Raw genomic sequence first — 16340 nt, forward strand, 5'->3', positions numbered from 1 at the left:
GGTTTACCTACGGCTTTCTTCACAGGTAAATTCAAAATCCGCGCTGCTGCCGGATTGTATTGTGCAATAAGGCCATCAGGATTAACAGATAAAATACCATCATGCACAGATGTTAATATTGCATCAAGCTGCTCAGCTCGTTCTTTGGAGGGCATGGCAGATATCTCGTTAATTCTTTGAATGCCAGTAATACAAGATAATTCTGCAATGCACTCCTTGCATTGCTGCTCAGATACGCTTTGGCATTCCAAATAAATTTTATTTTTCTCAACTTCCATCGATACGATATTAATTCTGCGTTTTGCTAGGATAGCGGTAATATCATGAACAACTCCGATACGATCGATGTATAGTATTCGCAAATACATCTTTTACACGCTCCTCTTATCCATATCAGGATTTCTTCATCCAAATAAGGTCAACAAAATCAGCTGGCGTTAAAAAACCAACTGAATCTTGTTGACCTCATTGTACAACTTTGTATAGTATTTCTTCAAACTAAATTTATTTTCCTGCTGCGACCAATGATTCTAGAGAAAAATCATCCTAAATTCCTATCCTTTAAATCCCACTGGCTTTATTGGTGAATTTCCTAACATTTTCGCTAACACGTCTTTAAATTCTTCCTGCTGTTTCTTTTTCATTCCGTCCCTGGATTGCGGGTTGTCATGCTTTTGGAAATCAATTGGATAAACCCTTGATACCTTAGTAATCATTCAAACCGCCTCCTTATTTCTTCTATATTAAATATATCGAAATATAACAGGCTTTTCTTAATTGTTTTTGTTAATTATTTCCATTTTTTTATATTTAGCAGCCAGTTGCAATAAAAAAAGTAAAGATTAATATAAATAGTATTTCTTAGACATCGCCTTAAACTGATCCGTGTCTTTTTCCCATAAGCTATATAACTCATGTAAAGAATATGTACCTTTTCTAATACTGTCGTCCCCTGTAACCAAATCAATGGAGCTTTCATTTTTTCCATTACGCGTAAAAGAAAATTTATCACCGCTCATTTCTTGTATCGTATATAGCAAGCTCATAGCTGTTTTTACAGGCAGGAATGTTTTTTTATCAATTACATGCAGCTGAACGCCTGCACATGGCTCATTTTGATATAATCCAAAGGTTGGAGTAAAGAAAGCTGGACGAAAAATCACTCCAGGCAGCTGTAATGCTGTCATTTTTTCTGCCAGATCATATGCATCAAGCCACGGTGCGCCAACGAACTCAAAAGGTCTTGTTGTTCCCACACCTTCTGAAATATTAGTACCACCAAAAATACCCGTTCCAGGATAGACAAGGGCTGTATCGGGAGTAGGGATATTAGGTGATGTCATCACCCAGGGCAAATGGGTTTCTTCAAAATTCATGGTTCTTTGCCAGCCTGTCATTTCAATAACCACCAAGTCACAGCCGATACCAAACTCCGCATTAAATAGTCTAGCCAGCTCTCCTACCGTCATGCCATGCCTTGTTGGGATCGGATACATTCCAATAAAGGATTCAAATCCAGGCTTGATAAGATTCCCTTCAACCATAGTGCCGCCAATCGGATTGGGTCTATCCAGGATCACCATGGTTTTTCCCAATTCCTTGCAAGCCTGCATCGCATAAGCCATCGTATAAATATAGGTATAGGAACGAGCACCTACATCCTGTATATCAAAAGCCAATACATCAATATCAGCCAACATTTCGGGGGTAGGTTTTTTCGTTGCACCATATAAACTGTAAACGGGCAATCCTGTCTTTTCATCAACACTGGTATTCACAGAGTCTCCAGCTTTGGCAGCACCGCGGATGCCATGTTCTGGAGAAAATAAGGCGACTAAATTCGTTTTTTCATGCAGCACATCCACCGAACTCTGAAAAGAGCTATTCATCCCTGTAGAGTTGGTAATTAAACCAACTCGTTTTCCTGCAAAGATCTGTGAATAGGCATCAATCCTGTCAATACCTAATCGCACTGTCACAGATTGCTTGATTTGCGGATTCTTTTTTGGCGTTGCTTGCTTTTTTGTTTCACCAATGCTTATCAGATTTGCCATTCCTATAATAAGTACCATAAATAACAGCATTACCCTCGCGGTATTACGATTCATCCCTTTTACCTCCATTTCAAAGAAAGAGCCCGCGAGCTGCAGCTGCTCGAAGGCTATCTCATTTTACTTATGTGCTTGCGCCTGTAATTAATTCTCTTTTTGTATGTTTTTCTGCTACTGCAGCTGTTTCTTCAATACCCGTAATAATATGCTGCATTGACATTTCAATATTTCCTAAGATATCATTAATTTTTTTGGTTGCCTCTACACTATCTTCCGATAACTTGCGGACTTCAGTGGCAACGACTGCAAAGCCTCTGCCATGTTCACCCGCCCGAGCTGCCTCAATCGCTGCATTTAAACCAAGTAAATTCGTCTGCTGGGATACCTTATTAATAAAATCAATCACTTCGTGAGTATTATTAATATGACTTTTAGCTTCACTTACGGATTGTGATAATACAGCAACCTTCTCATTCAATTCTTCGCTCATTAAAACCTGAGATTTAATTAAATGATACAACATACTCGTAATAAAATCATCTACCACTTTGATATTCGGCGATTTATGTTCTTCAATTAATTGATTTACTTTCTGATTGCCGGTAATATTTAGCACTACATTAACTGTTGGCATTTTAAGACCGTCACGAACATCTGCAAAGGTACGAATTCCCAATCTTTGTGCCAGTTGTATTGCTACAGCATCTGATTTTACATCCACAACCCCGACAATTTCTATGTCCGGTACTTGACTCACCATTTCTATAATCCCAACGCCACCTCTACCGCCACCAACTAACAAAATATTAATCACATATTCGCCTCCCAATATTGCTACAAAGCCAAACATTCTCTTATGATATATTATACTATAAATCTCCATTATCCACATCAGCATATTTTCATTGTTTTTCTTCTTAAAATAGATAAACCAAAAAGGATTTTCCCCTTACTTCTTAGAATATTCATTAGTCTAAGAAGCATATGACTATAATTTAATATCGAAAGGAATGAAGTGATGACCTATCTCCTACTCCTTATTTTTTTACTCTCTTTACCCAATATTGTACAGGCTCAGCAACTGATTATGGAGGGGAAAACAACTGTCAAATACGAATCACGCCAATACAAACATCCCAATCTTGCCGATGTGGACTTTGTCGAACGGACGATACGTCTGACTGGAACAGCTCCCCTCTCTGCACAAACCTCACTTTTTCTGCGTTTAGGTCATCAGTCTTATAGCGGTGATGCGGTGGATTCAGCTAAAACAGCGATTGATCAATATGGCCTGCGATGGAAAAATGCCCGTACAACGGTTACAATCGGCAGCCAAGAGACTTATATAGGTGCATCTGGAGCTATATTCGATAATAGCTTGAACGTTGGTGAAGGAATGTTACATGGCATTGATATTCGTGATAAAAGAGGCCGCAATGCTTACCATCTATCTGGCGGCCGCCTCGATTCAGCTCTTTTTGACGATAATCAATCCCGCAGCTTTTTGGGAATGGAATGGGCTCGTTACTCCGGCAATATTCGATTATTAGTTAGCTACTTACGCATACCAGATCTACCTACACAAGCTGATGATTTTACAGGATTCAGCATCAGTTCACCCATAGGCAAAGCAGAATGGCTTACTGAGGTGATTCATTCTTCGGCTCCCACTGAAAATCAAGCTATTCTTCTGGGCATGAAATACTACCCGACTAAGCAGCAAACGATTAAATTAATTATTGGAAAATTACCTGATAACTCTGTTCCAAAAGGAAAATCCAGCCTAGGAGGTTACGATAATGGGATCCGCGGCTTCCAGCTATCTGCTATGCATGCGCTAACTCCGTCCAATCGAATAGCTGTGAAATATAGTCACGTAAAAACCATTACAGGCAATATCCCCATTCGAAAAACGGAAATAGAATATACGCAATTATTTTAAAAACCATCTGCCTAATAAAAAGGGCTACATTATAATGATTATACAAATTGCCGCCCCTTGAAGGAGCGGCAATTTGATTTGCTATTTGATCTTATCTATTTTCCCGTATTTTACGGAATTCTATTTCATGGCGTTCTCTTTCACCTTTCTGCCTTTGGTGCCATTGATTTTCTGTTTCATGAGGACGTCGCTTCATTTCTTGTTCATGTCGTTTCTTCTCAGCACGTTCCCGGTCTTGTCGATCCTTTTCACCACGTTCTGGTTGATTTGGTTTTTGTTCTTGCCGGTCATATTGCTGCTGCATGGGAATTGAATCCCGATGTTGAGGTGAAGCTTCTATTACTGATGCACCTATCCCTAGCTGCATGACGCCTAACATTGAGTAAATAGCTATTTTTTTAAATATACTTTTCAATTATATATGCCTCCTTCATTAGATTAACCTCATTATAATTTAGAGATATGACAAGGAAGTGACAATTAGTTTTTTCAATCACCTTTTATCGATTTAATAATTTCAATATAATAATAAAATCGCCCTAGCAAGAAGAGGTTCTCCTTACTAAGGCGGTTATTATGATCCCTATTTCCTCATCTCATACCCACACCACGTGTTCATCTTGCTCATATGTTCCTGCACATCATTGAGACATTCACCAAATCTCTGAAAATGCACCACTTCTCTTTGCCATAAGAATCGCAGTGTATCTTTTACACAAGGATCATCAGTTAAATCAATAAGATGCTCATAAGTGGTACGGGCTTTTTGCTCTGCTGCCATATTCTCAGCTAAATCGGTAATAGGATCGCCAAGACAAGCAATGTATTTTGCTGACCAAGGAACGCCATTAGCATCCGTCCAAAATAGTCCATGATTGTGCTGAGCATATTGGCCACCCCATCCGGCTGCTTCCATATCTTTAGGATCGGCGCCCTCAATTAATTTATATACTAGAGCAGCAATCATTTCCATATGAGCCAATTCCTCTGTACCTACGTCTGTCAGTAAAGCTTTTGCTTTATCCGTCGGCATTGAGTAGCGTTGGTTCAAATACCGTAGTGAGGCTGACAACTCACCGTCCGGTCCACCATACTGAGTAATAACCAGCTTGGCAAATGCCGGGTCAGGTCTACTAATTTTTACAGGACGTTCTAAACTTTTTTCATATATCCACATAAAGCGATTCCTCCATCTACATTTCCCATGGCCATGGCCCCATAGCCCATTGCCATGGTTCTTTAGAATATCCGCCAAATCCAAAATTAAAAAGAGGTCCAAATTCATCTTGATACGCTTTTTTACGTTTTTCCAGCATTTGAACGGCACAGTTGAAATCATTAATCGCATCTACATCACAAGGATGAGTATCTAAATATAAATTCAGTTCAACAGCAACAAATTGCATTTCTTGAATTTTCCTTAGCATACTCATTTGCTTTTCACAATTCACTGCTTTCACCTCCCAATGTTACCTTGGTATCGGATATACACCATATAAGCTCGGGAATAAGGTTCCCTTCCTTAACGCCTCTTGAGGACTAAAAGCTTCATCATAGCACTGCCATGGAACGTATGCATGAGCTAACATCATCTTTGCGCTTGTCTTTTGACAACTACATGTATCATTCGTATTCCACATATTCATACTATCCCTTTCCAGCTCTTCTTGTTCATCATTTTCTTCGACCCGTTCATCCTTTTCTTCAAGTTGTTCGTCCTTTTCTTCAACCTGTGCATTATCCACATTCCTTTTCACTGATCCATCCTCCCCTCATACTACTTATTACATTTTATGTAATTGTGTCACTGTATGTGACTTAAAATAAGGAAATATACTAGAACATAGTCGTTTTAAAGCATAAAACACAAAATCGCTTACTAAGACACAAAGAACACAGAGTGGGAAGAAGAACTACTTCTCCGCTCTGTGTCCTCTGGCGTTAAAACAGATTAGTTAATGGATGGCATAATCAGAAAGGCAAGTATGTATAATACGATACCTGCCCCGCGGTATAAGGCCAACAACGCCCAAGCTAATCGAATGAGACTGACATCAATGCCAGTATAGTCACTAACCCCGGCACATACACCAAAAAGCATGCCGCGAGCTGGATCAAGAGCCAGCTGCTTGTGTAATGAATTGATTCCATCTGCGTCACCTTGGAAAAACTGCCATGCTGTTAATCCACTGACTAGATAAACTCCTATACGAATAAGACCAAACATAGCATTCTCACCTCCCTAGTATGTTATCCCACATCCTCCATGAATTTATACTTTGTCAGACCATAGTGAATAGAGACGGCTGGGCAGCCGTCTCTATTCACTATGGATATTGTATTTTTTAGAATAGGATTATCAGATTCTGTACTATCAGAAAAAAACGCTGACGCGTTATATATTTTCACCCTTTAAACTTATAAATTTTGATATTACAAGTAAAACTTTATCAGATAAACAAACACATACAAAAGCATTTTCAGTAATATATTGCATAGTGATAGACAATATTTAATAGTTCGTAAGCTTGTGCCTTTTTAACATTCTCACATTACTTAACTCTGTTTAGATTTCTGGCTTGTCTTGCTAATTTTAAACGAGTGCTGCGGCTGGCATCTGGCTCTGGCGCAGTATCTTGAAGTACAGCATCATCAGCCTGACGCCCTACATTCAGAATCAGACCAATTGCCATTAGATTCACAATTAATGATGTGCCTCCGAAACTAATAAAAGGCAGCGGCACACCTACTACTGGAAATATACTTGAAACCATAGAGATGTTAATAATCGCTTGTCCTACGATTAAAAAAATGCTGCCCATCGTCAATAATTTACCTAATCCATCCGGAGCCTTTAAGGCAATGCGCACACCGTAATAAGCTAATAAGCCCATAAGGCATAATACCCCTAGAGCGCCGACAAATCCCATTTCCTGACATAATACAGCAAAAGCAAAATCGGTATGAGCTTCCGGCAAATAGTTGAACTTACTTGATCCCATACCAAGGCCTGTTCCCCAAAATCCGCCAGAACCAATTGCCAGCAGCCCTTGTACCGTCTGATAACCGATACCCAATTGGTAATCCCAAGGATTGATCCATGCGGCAATACGCTCTGCCCGATAGCTGGCTGCAAAGGTTGCATATATAAATAAGGCAATACCGCCGCCCACTAAAGTTAACAACTGCTGTTTTGGCAATCCAGCAATGATGTACAACATAAGGCTTATACCAACGATAATGACTGCTGTCCCCATATCTGGCTGCTTTAATACGATCATTCCTAATATTGCTGCAATATAAAAAGGTGTAGAAAGCAGCGAAATTCTGCGTTTACGGTCAATTAGCGGACCTAAGAATCCCGCAGTAATCATAAGGCCGGTCAGTTTTGCCAATTCGGAAGGCTGGAATTGAAAACCAATATTCAACCAACGCCGTGCACCATTTACTTCAATACCAATAAAATGTACCGCAATTAGTAAGCCGACCGTTAATAACACGAATGGGAAAAGAAAACGATTGAATCGATGATAATCGATTCTGCTGATAATCAGCATCGCCATAATTCCAATACTAAAGGAAATCAAATGCCTTTTTAAATAATAATAACCATCTCCCATTTGTTGCCCAGCCTCTACAAAACTAGCACTGAAAATATTTACTGTACCGATCATAAATAACAGCATGGAAATGCATATAACAGCTTCAGCGTTGCTCCGCCATAATTGAGATAACTTCATTTTGTTTCTCCTTCACTACCCAATATCCCTATTATACAAAATTAATCCCCCAGACCCAATAACCAAATTGAGATTTTAGAATATTATATAAGGAAATCGGCATTTATAAATTGGGATAACCGAGGTGATTACATGGAAATCCAACCCTATCAACTCGTTGTAATTGATGATACGACTCATGCTTTACTGCTCGTTGATGGTCAACAAGGAGAAATCATCGCTGAAATGTCCTATCCGCCAGAATACACCCCAACCGAGCTGCTGCTATCATCTGACCAGAGTAAAGTCTATATGCCCGTAGTAAAAACAAATGGCAAAGGCGCACTCTTCGTAGGAAATTTAGAACAAAAATCTGTCTACCGCTTACCGATAGAGCTGCCTCCTCCTACACAATTTACACTCGCGCCAAAAGGCAATTGTGCCTATATAGCAGATCCAAATGGCGGATTATATTCTCTGACCATACCGAGTATGTCTCTAACAGCCTGGGGAAATCCAGCAGAAGCTGCCTGTGTTGGTCTCGCTGCTGATCATGATGCGATCTACAGCGTCTGGGAGCATGACAATCAAGGTACGCTGGCAGTTTTTAGCCCTGCCGGACAATTACTCCAGGAATACTCCTTACCGGGAATTCCCACGAATGTAATTCTTCATGGAGATGAACATATTCTAGTACCTTTTACTAGTACAACATTTACCCTGGAAGGCATTATGATTTTCACAATCATAAAGGCAACGGAAACAACTCCTGCATCCATGACATCGCAAAGCTGCTTATACCCCAAGAATAAAACCTCATGTCCTTCCTATCCTTCCCACATTGCAGCTTGTCCTAATGAGCAAACTGCCTATGTTGTCAATGAAGAAAGTGCCTCTATTACAGTGATTGACCTTACCACAGCATCTATTTCCCGCCTCATTGAGCTGAATCGTTCTATATCCTGCCTACATATTGTACCTGGCAGTCAGTTAGCGATCGCTACCAGCCATATTTTTGCTGACCTTAGCATGATTGATTTAGCGAATGGCCGCCTGTTATCTGTTACAGATACAAAGCGTGAATTGTTGGGCTATATCGCGATTGTACCACATCTTCCTGCGGATCCCGCTACTATCCAGTTAACGAATAAAGACTTGGCATAACGCCAAGTCTTTATTTGTTAACTATAAGTATTTAATCCTTTTTCTTCCCTAATTGACGGGGCCACTTGCCACTCCACTTATATTTAGAATCACTATTCTTAGTATCAATCACCTGTGCTGTCGAAGAGGTATCTTCCCCTTCTTCAATCAGGATATCTTCTAGAACCAGTTTCTCTTCCACAGCTTTTCCTTTGCTCTCGAAATGACTATGCTTTTTTTCCCTATTTCCTTTTCCTTTACTACTAATTTTCTCTTGTGGTACTTCCTCTACTTTCGGCTCTCTTTCTTTTGGCTCTGGTAAAACTTCTTCTTCCCGCTCCGACTTCATCATACCTAGTATGGAACCTGTATCCAGATCTGCGATTGTGGATAATGTAGAAGGTTCATCGCAGTATTCCAAAGATGCTGCCGTTGTGTTCTTCATAATTCCTTTTTCCATCATTGTCAGAATCAAAAGGAAATGATCCGCTTCCCGTCTTACATGATCGGCTAATAAAGCTGGGATCAGACCGACTAACCGACAATCTCTGATCATCTCTTCAGCAGCACGTTTAAAATCCCTAATGCGCAAAACAGCAGCGCGAACATCTTGCAGGAAACGTTTGAAGGAAGCTACTTCCGGATAGCCCTGCAGCATACTAGAGAAATCCCGGCCTTGCAGATAAAGATCATCAAATTCTTGAGAAAAGCTATTGGCTGTTTGAATCAAATTGCGCTCTGATGGATCTAACAAATGACTAATAAATTTAGCATGGTCTGCCAAAATCCGCAGCCAAAATACATTTTCCTGGGCCTTTGCTCCCCCAGATAAAGCTACTTTCCCATTCTTAATTTTGTCTAACAGGCGCATAAAGTACTCGGCTTCGCGAGCCATATGATCAAGAAATAACGGAAAGTTATAGCCACCCAGCTTGCACTCTAACATGCGATGTAATAAATCACGCTTAAACGTATAAAACTCTTTCAATAATGCCTGGGTGTCAGTCACGAGCTCCATGAATTTCTTGTCATTTTGTAATCGCTCTGCCCGTACGCGCAAAGACTCAAACTCCTGGTAAAAAGCTTGGGCATCATCAATTAAATCTTCACACTCACAAGGCAGCCCCGACTTAATAAATAATGCATGCTCTTCCATAATCCGTATCCAAAATTTTACCTCTTCTAAGTTAAGTGGTTCCAAGGGCTCAGGAACCATATATGACATGAGTTGACGCGACGACATAGCAACACTCTCCCTTTTTGATCCCACTACACATTTATTACATTCTATGCCGAAACTTTAAATTCTGTCATAAAAAAATGGAACCTAGCACTTTTATTTTTATGGATGACTAAACCCTCTAAAGCTCCCATCATATTTCAGAGGGAGCTAAGAGAGGCTCAGTCGCACTTAGCTTTGAATTGCATCCAGGTTCAAGTATGCGATTGCAGCATTTTAGTATGGAGATTAATGCGAAGATTGACCGACTGTGCCTGCCAGAAACTTCCGGTGTAGGACAGCACTGTTTCTACATTGGCAAGGCCATCAGCATTGTAAGCGCCGGAGATGCGCTGTATACCTTTTAATTCATAAATGCCGTCATGGTTCGCATCAACTGCTTCCAGCCTGCCGAAAGGTGTCACCATGAGTTTTGTTTGTTTTTGAAGCTTTCCTTCTTCATTATAAAGACCCAAACGAAGATAATCGGCTGTACGATCATGAACATCTATCGTCACCCCTGAGCCAGCACCGCCATTGATCTCCACTTTAAATCCATCAAGGAATTGACCGGATATAGAACCTCCATTATTCTCTTGCTCGCCGAAAAGAATGGATGGTTTCTCGCCCAATGCAACAACCTGATTATAATACCAGCCGCCGCTGCCGCCGGACGCAGCAGTGACTAAGGCATCAACAGTCTTATCACCAGTAAAATCTCTTAATAATAATTCAGCCTGATAGCCACCCATTTTATCCAAAACTACGTCGGTCCGCTTTTGATCAGCCCCATTCTCGACAATCAGCTTCATGGAATCCACATAGGACGAAGAGTCCTCCTGCTTATGTCCAATCAGATATACCGTATCAGAGACTCCATCACCATTGACATCTCCTTCCTGCATATCCAAGACCTGATAGCCTTCTGGCAGCCATTGCCTCGCAATTACAGGGTCTACGCCGCGAGTGGAACCGATAATTTCTCCATTATAATTATAGACAGATTTTGCTGCATAATCGATTTGATTTGCTTCTGCCAGACCAGCCAAGGGAGCCACCATCAAGCCTAAAGCCAAAACCGCCGTAAGCTGATAGTTCTTATACATAACCAAAGTCCTCCTCTTAAATTCTACTTCTAACCTTATTAACGTCACAGCAGCAAAAAAGTAACTATATGTCTATTCGAAGTACATTCTAAGTTTATCCAGCCATAAACGTAACCGCCTAAAAACATATGGATGTCATATTCCTTTTTCTAAAGACACAGCAAGAAACCTTCTGAGATAGCATATCTTCGACTATTCCAGAAGGTTTCTTCATCTGCCATTCCTATACTGTTATGGGAATTTTACTTCACACCGATTAATCGGTGTGCCCATACCGCTAAATTTCTTTTCATATTCAGTCATAACATTACCTTGATAATCACTGTTATGCAAATCAAATGTTACATTCGTGACCTGCAGATTGCAAGCCTCGAATTGTTCCAAAGAAAATTCAAATAAAGGCCTGTTGTCTGTTTTAAAAAATATTTCACCACCGGCAGGCAAAAGAATCCGATACTTGTTTAAAAAATTTGCATGGGTTAACCGTCGCTTCGCATGTCTAACCTTAGGCCATGGATCGCAAAAATTAATATACAGCCGATCAACTTCCCCTGGAGCAAAAATATCCAATATGTGATTAATATCAAAAACCAGCAGACGAACATTGGTCAGCCCCTTTTCTCTCACTTTTTGGGCTGCATAATATAAGACATCCTGCTGCGCTTCAATGCCAATAAAATTAATCCTTGGATTTTGCTCAGCCAATTCACTAATAAACTGTCCCTTGCCTGTACCCAATTCAACGTAAAGAGGTGCTTTGCGACCAAAGACTTCATGCCACTGCCCCTTCCGATGCTCATGTGCATTTCGTTTTTCCAGGCTAGAACCTGGCTGCTCAGGCACACCAAAAGGTATCTCTTTTATAACTACAATATCACTATATTCTTCCAATGCCGCATCCACCCACGGCTTTCTTCTCAGTCGCATTCCATTCCCACCTGTACCTTTATTATTCTTTGTCTAAACCAAACTTTTTCAAATATCGATATAGCGTAACACGGCTGACATCCAGCATATTTGCTAAGCGGCTAATATTACCGCCCGCCACTTTCCAAGCCTCAACAAAAATATCCTTATCTTCTTTCCATGCCGTGCTGATACCCGTCTCACCTAATAAACTTATGTCTTTTAGAGCAATTGTATTGCCCTCTGTATTAAAGAAGGCTTGTTCCGCGACCCCCTGGAGCTGTTTAATATTCCCAGGCCATTCATAAGACATTAAGAGCTCTTTTGCTTCACTCTGCAACTCTTTCACTGGCATATTATGTTGTTCCGCTAATTCACAAATAATATGTTCAGCGAGCAGAGGAATATCTTCCCGCCTCGCCCGCAATGGAGGAATGCGAATCATGCTTTTTGAGATGATCTCGTGCAGGGGAGAGAAAAATGCGCCCTTCTCCGTGAGCCGCTTTAAATCACTATCACAAGCAGCAATAATCCGAATATCAAAACCACGCTCCACCTTTTCACCTAAACGGCATACCTTACACTTTTTTAGAGCATCCGCCAAACGAGCTGCCACATGCATGGGTATCTTTTCGATCTCATCTAAAAATAAAGTCCCGCCATTTGCCAATTCCAATTTTCCGGGACGGCTTTCATCCCGATATTCACCACTGCCAAATAATTCTTCTTCCAGCACCTCCGGCAATATATCACCGCACTTTAAAGAAATAAGAGGTCCAGCAGCCCTGCCGCTTGCCTGATGAATCGCATGAGCCATACGCTGTTTACCGGTACCCGATTCCCCCTGCAGCAACAGATGATTATTATTCCGGGCCACCCTGCCTGCTTTTTCCTGCATGGTAATAAAGACAGGAGTTTCTCCCACCATACTGGTCAGACTATACCTGGCCTTATATCCAACAGCATGAGCAACAAGAGTCCTTAAATCTTCAATTGGCAATGATACGGCCACTACGCTTGTTACCGCTTTATCCTGTTCTAAAGGCACTACTGTTGTTATATCTTCATATGTTTTTCGCTGGGTAATCCATGTGACTTCCTTGTTATAGGATGGTATCCCTTTGAACCCTTTATACAAGGGTGTATGTCGATAATTTAAAACCACATCATTTAAATTCGCCACATCATCCTTCGTCCCTACGGCATCAATACCCGCTAAGCGGCTTTTCCCCAATTTATTGCTATATACAACATCGCCGCCTGGTATAATATGATACACCGCAAAAGGCACAGAATCTAAAATAACATGACGAGCCTCCAGCTGTGCCAGCATTGTCAAATGCTGTTCCATAGCATATCGAATACTAAGCAGCAATGACACAACTGCGCTATGAGGCAGCTCTTCCTGCTCTACAGAAACAATGGTCACAATATATACAAGTTGTCCATCTATCATAATAGGAACAGAGCAGGCATCACCGTCTTGGCACTCTTTAATCCACATTTCCGGACCAAATAATAAAAAGGGAGATTTGTGCTCATGTACAATACTGATACTTGACGTTCCGATATCTTCCTCAGCAAGCCTGGCTCCCTCTAATTGACCAGGGCTCTTTTGGAAAAAAGGCAGGGCATAATTTTTCATTACATAACAATCTTGATCGAGTAACAGCAAGCTTAAGTTGTATACATTAAAATGTTCTCGTGTCTCGTTATATAATCCATTCAAATAGTCCATAGCAGGCTGATGCAAATGCTGCCGCCGAGCCAGCTCGTCCTTGGAGAGCTTCACTAATTTCGGCATGACTTGGGAAGTAATCCCCAGTTCTTTACTTTGTTCCCAGGACTCGGCCACCCATGGATGCACGTTAGGATCCACGACGCCTTCATCAATAAATTTTTTATAATAGTTCATTAGTTTCTCTTTACTGCGCCGCTCCCGTATCATACAAATCCTCCATATATTCATATTCTCTACTACCAGTATACAAATGATCCACCCTTGGAAGATCTTTCTATTAAAATTGTAAGAAAAGACAAGGCAATTTCTGTTCATTATTATCCATTCTTATCGATTTAGTGTTTACCTAGAAAAATAATATCACATATTGAATAAAATCCATAGTTCTCTTGTTTATTATTCTTTCCAATTTATGCATTTTGTCAATCATTTGCTTTTCGCAAAAAAATTGAGCAGGTAGGCGTATTCCTGCCTAACCCACTCAATAAAGACAACTGGCTCTATCAAGTACGATACTGATTGATATCTTGCCCAAAATGCTGGATTACAACCTTAAATTCACCAATTTTCTCCATCATATCTACAAGCTTGTCATTATAAATCTGAACTGACGCACTGACTTCCTGACTCGCTGCCGAATTCTCCTGGGAAATTGCTGCCAAGGACTCAATTTTACCATACACCTGTCCAAGTCCAGTCATCTCATACTCCAATTTCCCAATCATCTCTACAATATTCGTAGCGACATTCTGTACATTACCTACATGGCGGCTATTACTAGCTACTACCTCATTGAGCTGATGACTTTCCACTGCCAGTACATCATATTCTTCCTCAATCATCGATACCACACCACTAATAATCTCCATTAAAATCTTAAGATCACTGGTAATACTATCCGAATGATGATGAGACTGCTCTGCTAATTTGCGTACTTCTTCTGCTACAACGGCAAAACCTCTGCCCTGCTCACCGGCCCGCGCTGCTTCAATCGCAGCATTGAGGGCCAATAGGTTGGTCTGTCCTGCAATGGCTGCCACCATTCCTGTAATTTCCGTAATTTTAGCAGCTTGGGACTGCAGGTTATTAGCCGACTCTTTCACCTCAGCGAATTTCTCCAGACTATGCTGCAATTTAGATCCCGATGTCTCTACCTCTCGAAAACCTTGATTAATTTCCGATACGGCGGCTTCCAGTTGTATTTTGTTGTGATTCTGCTCTACGACAAAGGTTTTTAACGTCTCTAAATTACCACTTAAAATACCAACTGCCTCAGTAGTCTCAATCGCCTGATTGCCAGCAGCAGTTGCTACATCATACACCACACCGGAAATACCCCGTGAAGTATCCTTCATTTCATCAGCTAACACATTAAAGGTATCCGCATATTTATTCATTTCATCGCCAGTACCTTTGAATCCTACAAACTCACGCTTTAATCGTTTTTTATACAAAGACAGGCCTTGCATAATACCTTCGAACTCATCACCAGTATAAAGATTGGTTTCATGAAAATACTCGCGCTCCTGCATATTTTGGAGTTCTTCATGGATCGCAGCAAAAGGTGTTAACAAAAGGGAAGATACAATCCCTGCAATCCCCCCGCTAACCACTGCTGACCATAAGGGAACGGAAAAGCCAAGCAAAGCTAATATCCCATCTGCTGCTGCAGTCATGAGAGCAACCGCTACGCCGATCTTAACGGGCAATTTTTTGATAAAACCAAAAGATAGCAGCTGATTCATACGATATTTTTTATTATATGTAATAGGTTTGGAGAACCGAATTTTTAGTTTTACATGCTCAGAGGACTTTTCCAAGACTTCTGCCTTAATCTCTTCCTTAAAATGCTCTGCACCACCGAGAAGAAGACCATTGAGATAACCGAACATCCCTCGTTTGGACTTATAACTAAAAATTGCCTCATATTCTGAAATGGGTTCAATTAAAATCTCTGGCGGATTAGCACCAGGAATTCGTTGTACAACTACTACATGCACATCATACATGGATCTAAGAAAAGAATACAAGGTTTCCTGTTGAAAAAAAGCTGGATAAACAGCTAAGAAAGCTCTAACGTTATCTTTCCCAATGGTTAGCCAAATGTCATCCTCTGATTTGCCTAAGGAAGTCGCCAAAGAGGTTATAAACTTTTTGACCCCATTGTCCTCAACGTCTTCTGTTGGACCAACAATACGATCCTTCGCCCATCCTGCACTCTCCATTGCTTTGTTGACCAAGTCCTGCCCCCACGCATTACGGGCAGTACTGACCCAAGTCGCAACAACTGTTCCCTTCATTCCTATCACTCCAATTTAAATGTGTAACAATATTTTTTCTACATTGTATCGTGATGTTGTATATAGCATTTCGCCATATTTTTACAAAATCCTGCCAGTTTAAAATGATTATCCATACCAGCTAGGATAGAGGATTGCTATCTTTTAATAAATAGATGGTTAAACTGTGATATTCGTCACAGACTGTGACAAACATCCACTTATAATAAAAGT

The 16340-nt window shown here is 40.7% G+C and carries 17 protein-coding genes; 2 read left to right on the top strand and 15 right to left on the bottom strand.

What is annotated here, in order from left to right:
- From FR7_RS00005 to FR7_RS24530, 4 genes are all read right to left on the bottom strand, one after another.
- Window positions 1–368, bottom strand: a 368-nt coding sequence (locus FR7_RS00005; protein ID WP_139181553.1) for a PAS domain-containing protein, incomplete at its 3' end; no start/stop codon positions are given.
- Window positions 369–554: 186 nt separating this feature from the next.
- Entirely contained in the window at window positions 555–716 is a 162-nt protein-coding gene (locus FR7_RS23725; RefSeq protein WP_007935847.1) for a hypothetical protein, read from the bottom strand.
- 126 nt (window positions 717–842) lie between these two features.
- Window positions 843–2108 (bottom strand): exo-beta-N-acetylmuramidase NamZ family protein, encoded by a 1266-nt coding sequence (locus FR7_RS00010; RefSeq protein ID WP_007935848.1) that lies wholly within the window; start codon window positions 2106–2108, stop codon window positions 843–845.
- A gap of 67 nt (window positions 2109–2175) precedes the next feature.
- The gene (locus FR7_RS24530) at window positions 2176–2865 is read right to left on the bottom strand and encodes a methyl-accepting chemotaxis protein (RefSeq protein ID WP_007935850.1); all 690 of its coding nucleotides are present in this window, start codon (window positions 2863–2865) and stop codon (window positions 2176–2178) included.
- A 204-nt stretch (window positions 2866–3069) separates the two neighbouring features.
- Between FR7_RS24530 and FR7_RS00020 the strand changes: the two genes are divergently transcribed.
- The gene (locus FR7_RS00020; RefSeq protein WP_007935852.1) at window positions 3070–3993 is read left to right on the top strand and encodes a hypothetical protein; all 924 of its coding nucleotides are present in this window, start codon (window positions 3070–3072) and stop codon (window positions 3991–3993) included.
- 91 nt (window positions 3994–4084) lie between these two features.
- Here the strand turns inward: FR7_RS00020 and FR7_RS00025 are convergent, their stop codons facing one another.
- From FR7_RS00025 to FR7_RS00050, 6 genes are all read right to left on the bottom strand, one after another.
- A complete protein-coding gene (locus FR7_RS00025) occupies window positions 4085–4408 on the bottom strand; it encodes a hypothetical protein (protein ID WP_007935854.1) in 324 nt (107 codons plus the stop codon).
- Window positions 4409–4576: 168 nt separating this feature from the next.
- Window positions 4577–5170, bottom strand: coding sequence for a manganese catalase family protein (locus tag FR7_RS00030; protein ID WP_007935856.1), 594 nt, complete (start codon window positions 5168–5170; stop codon window positions 4577–4579).
- Between the two features lie 16 nt (window positions 5171–5186).
- The gene (locus FR7_RS00035) at window positions 5187–5444 is read right to left on the bottom strand and encodes a spore coat protein CotJB (RefSeq protein WP_007935861.1); all 258 of its coding nucleotides are present in this window, start codon (window positions 5442–5444) and stop codon (window positions 5187–5189) included.
- A gap of 18 nt (window positions 5445–5462) precedes the next feature.
- Window positions 5463–5750 carry a spore coat associated protein CotJA gene (locus FR7_RS00040; RefSeq protein ID WP_007935864.1) on the bottom strand — a complete coding sequence of 96 codons (288 nt, stop codon included), beginning with the start codon at window positions 5748–5750 and terminating at the stop codon, window positions 5463–5465.
- Window positions 5751–5944: 194 nt separating this feature from the next.
- The gene (locus tag FR7_RS00045; RefSeq protein WP_007935870.1) at window positions 5945–6220 is read right to left on the bottom strand and encodes a PspC domain-containing protein; all 276 of its coding nucleotides are present in this window, start codon (window positions 6218–6220) and stop codon (window positions 5945–5947) included.
- Window positions 6221–6545: 325 nt separating this feature from the next.
- On the bottom strand, window positions 6546–7733 hold the full coding sequence (locus FR7_RS00050; RefSeq protein ID WP_007951133.1) for an FtsW/RodA/SpoVE family cell cycle protein: 1188 nt from the start codon (window positions 7731–7733) through the stop codon (window positions 6546–6548).
- A gap of 132 nt (window positions 7734–7865) precedes the next feature.
- Between FR7_RS00050 and FR7_RS00055 the strand changes: the two genes are divergently transcribed.
- Window positions 7866–8876, top strand: coding sequence for a hypothetical protein (locus FR7_RS00055; protein WP_007935872.1), 1011 nt, complete (start codon window positions 7866–7868; stop codon window positions 8874–8876).
- Window positions 8877–8907: 31 nt separating this feature from the next.
- Here FR7_RS00055 and FR7_RS00060 read toward each other — a convergent pair whose 3' ends face one another.
- The 5 genes from FR7_RS00060 to FR7_RS00080 form a co-directional block, all read right to left on the bottom strand.
- The gene (locus FR7_RS00060; protein WP_007935873.1) at window positions 8908–10098 is read right to left on the bottom strand and encodes a DUF2935 domain-containing protein; all 1191 of its coding nucleotides are present in this window, start codon (window positions 10096–10098) and stop codon (window positions 8908–8910) included.
- Window positions 10099–10289: 191 nt separating this feature from the next.
- Entirely contained in the window at window positions 10290–11180 is an 891-nt protein-coding gene (locus tag FR7_RS00065; protein WP_007935874.1) for a hypothetical protein, read from the bottom strand.
- 231 nt (window positions 11181–11411) lie between these two features.
- The gene (gene trmB / locus FR7_RS00070; RefSeq protein WP_007935875.1) at window positions 11412–12107 is read right to left on the bottom strand and encodes a tRNA (guanosine(46)-N7)-methyltransferase TrmB; all 696 of its coding nucleotides are present in this window, start codon (window positions 12105–12107) and stop codon (window positions 11412–11414) included.
- Between the two features lie 22 nt (window positions 12108–12129).
- A complete protein-coding gene (locus FR7_RS00075) occupies window positions 12130–14034 on the bottom strand; it encodes a sigma 54-interacting transcriptional regulator (RefSeq protein ID WP_007951134.1) in 1905 nt (634 codons plus the stop codon).
- 296 nt (window positions 14035–14330) lie between these two features.
- Window positions 14331–16127 (bottom strand): heme NO-binding domain-containing protein, encoded by a 1797-nt coding sequence (locus tag FR7_RS00080; protein WP_007935877.1) that lies wholly within the window; start codon window positions 16125–16127, stop codon window positions 14331–14333.
- Window positions 16128–16340 lie beyond the last annotated feature (213 nt).

It is taken from the genome of Pelosinus fermentans DSM 17108, from assembly GCF_000271485.2.
Taxonomy (GTDB): Bacteria; Bacillota; Negativicutes; order DSM-13327; family DSM-13327; genus Pelosinus; species Pelosinus fermentans.

Excerpts from the sequence above, each read along its gene's own strand:
- FR7_RS23725 (WP_007935847.1), bottom strand. The coding sequence starts at position 716 with ATGATTACTAAGGTATCAAGGGTTTATCCAATTGATTTCCAAAAGCAT.
- FR7_RS00010 (WP_007935848.1), bottom strand. The coding sequence starts at position 2,108 with ATGAATCGTAATACCGCGAGGGTAATGCTGTTATTTATGGTACTTATT.
- FR7_RS00020 (WP_007935852.1), top strand. The coding sequence starts at position 3,070 with ATGACCTATCTCCTACTCCTTATTTTTTTACTCTCTTTACCCAATATT.
- FR7_RS00030 (WP_007935856.1), bottom strand. The coding sequence starts at position 5,170 with ATGTGGATATATGAAAAAAGTTTAGAACGTCCTGTAAAAATTAGTAGA.
- FR7_RS00045 (WP_007935870.1), bottom strand. The coding sequence starts at position 6,220 with ATGTTTGGTCTTATTCGTATAGGAGTTTATCTAGTCAGTGGATTAACA.
- FR7_RS00050 (WP_007951133.1), bottom strand. The coding sequence starts at position 7,733 with ATGAAGTTATCTCAATTATGGCGGAGCAACGCTGAAGCTGTTATATGC.
- FR7_RS00055 (WP_007935872.1), top strand. The coding sequence starts at position 7,866 with ATGGAAATCCAACCCTATCAACTCGTTGTAATTGATGATACGACTCAT.
- FR7_RS00060 (WP_007935873.1), bottom strand. The coding sequence starts at position 10,098 with ATGTCGTCGCGTCAACTCATGTCATATATGGTTCCTGAGCCCTTGGAA.
- FR7_RS00065 (WP_007935874.1), bottom strand. The coding sequence starts at position 11,180 with ATGTATAAGAACTATCAGCTTACGGCGGTTTTGGCTTTAGGCTTGATG.
- trmB (WP_007935875.1), bottom strand. The coding sequence starts at position 12,107 with ATGCGACTGAGAAGAAAGCCGTGGGTGGATGCGGCATTGGAAGAATAT.
- FR7_RS00075 (WP_007951134.1), bottom strand. The coding sequence starts at position 14,034 with ATGATACGGGAGCGGCGCAGTAAAGAGAAACTAATGAACTATTATAAA.
- FR7_RS00080 (WP_007935877.1), bottom strand. The coding sequence starts at position 16,127 with ATGAAGGGAACAGTTGTTGCGACTTGGGTCAGTACTGCCCGTAATGCG.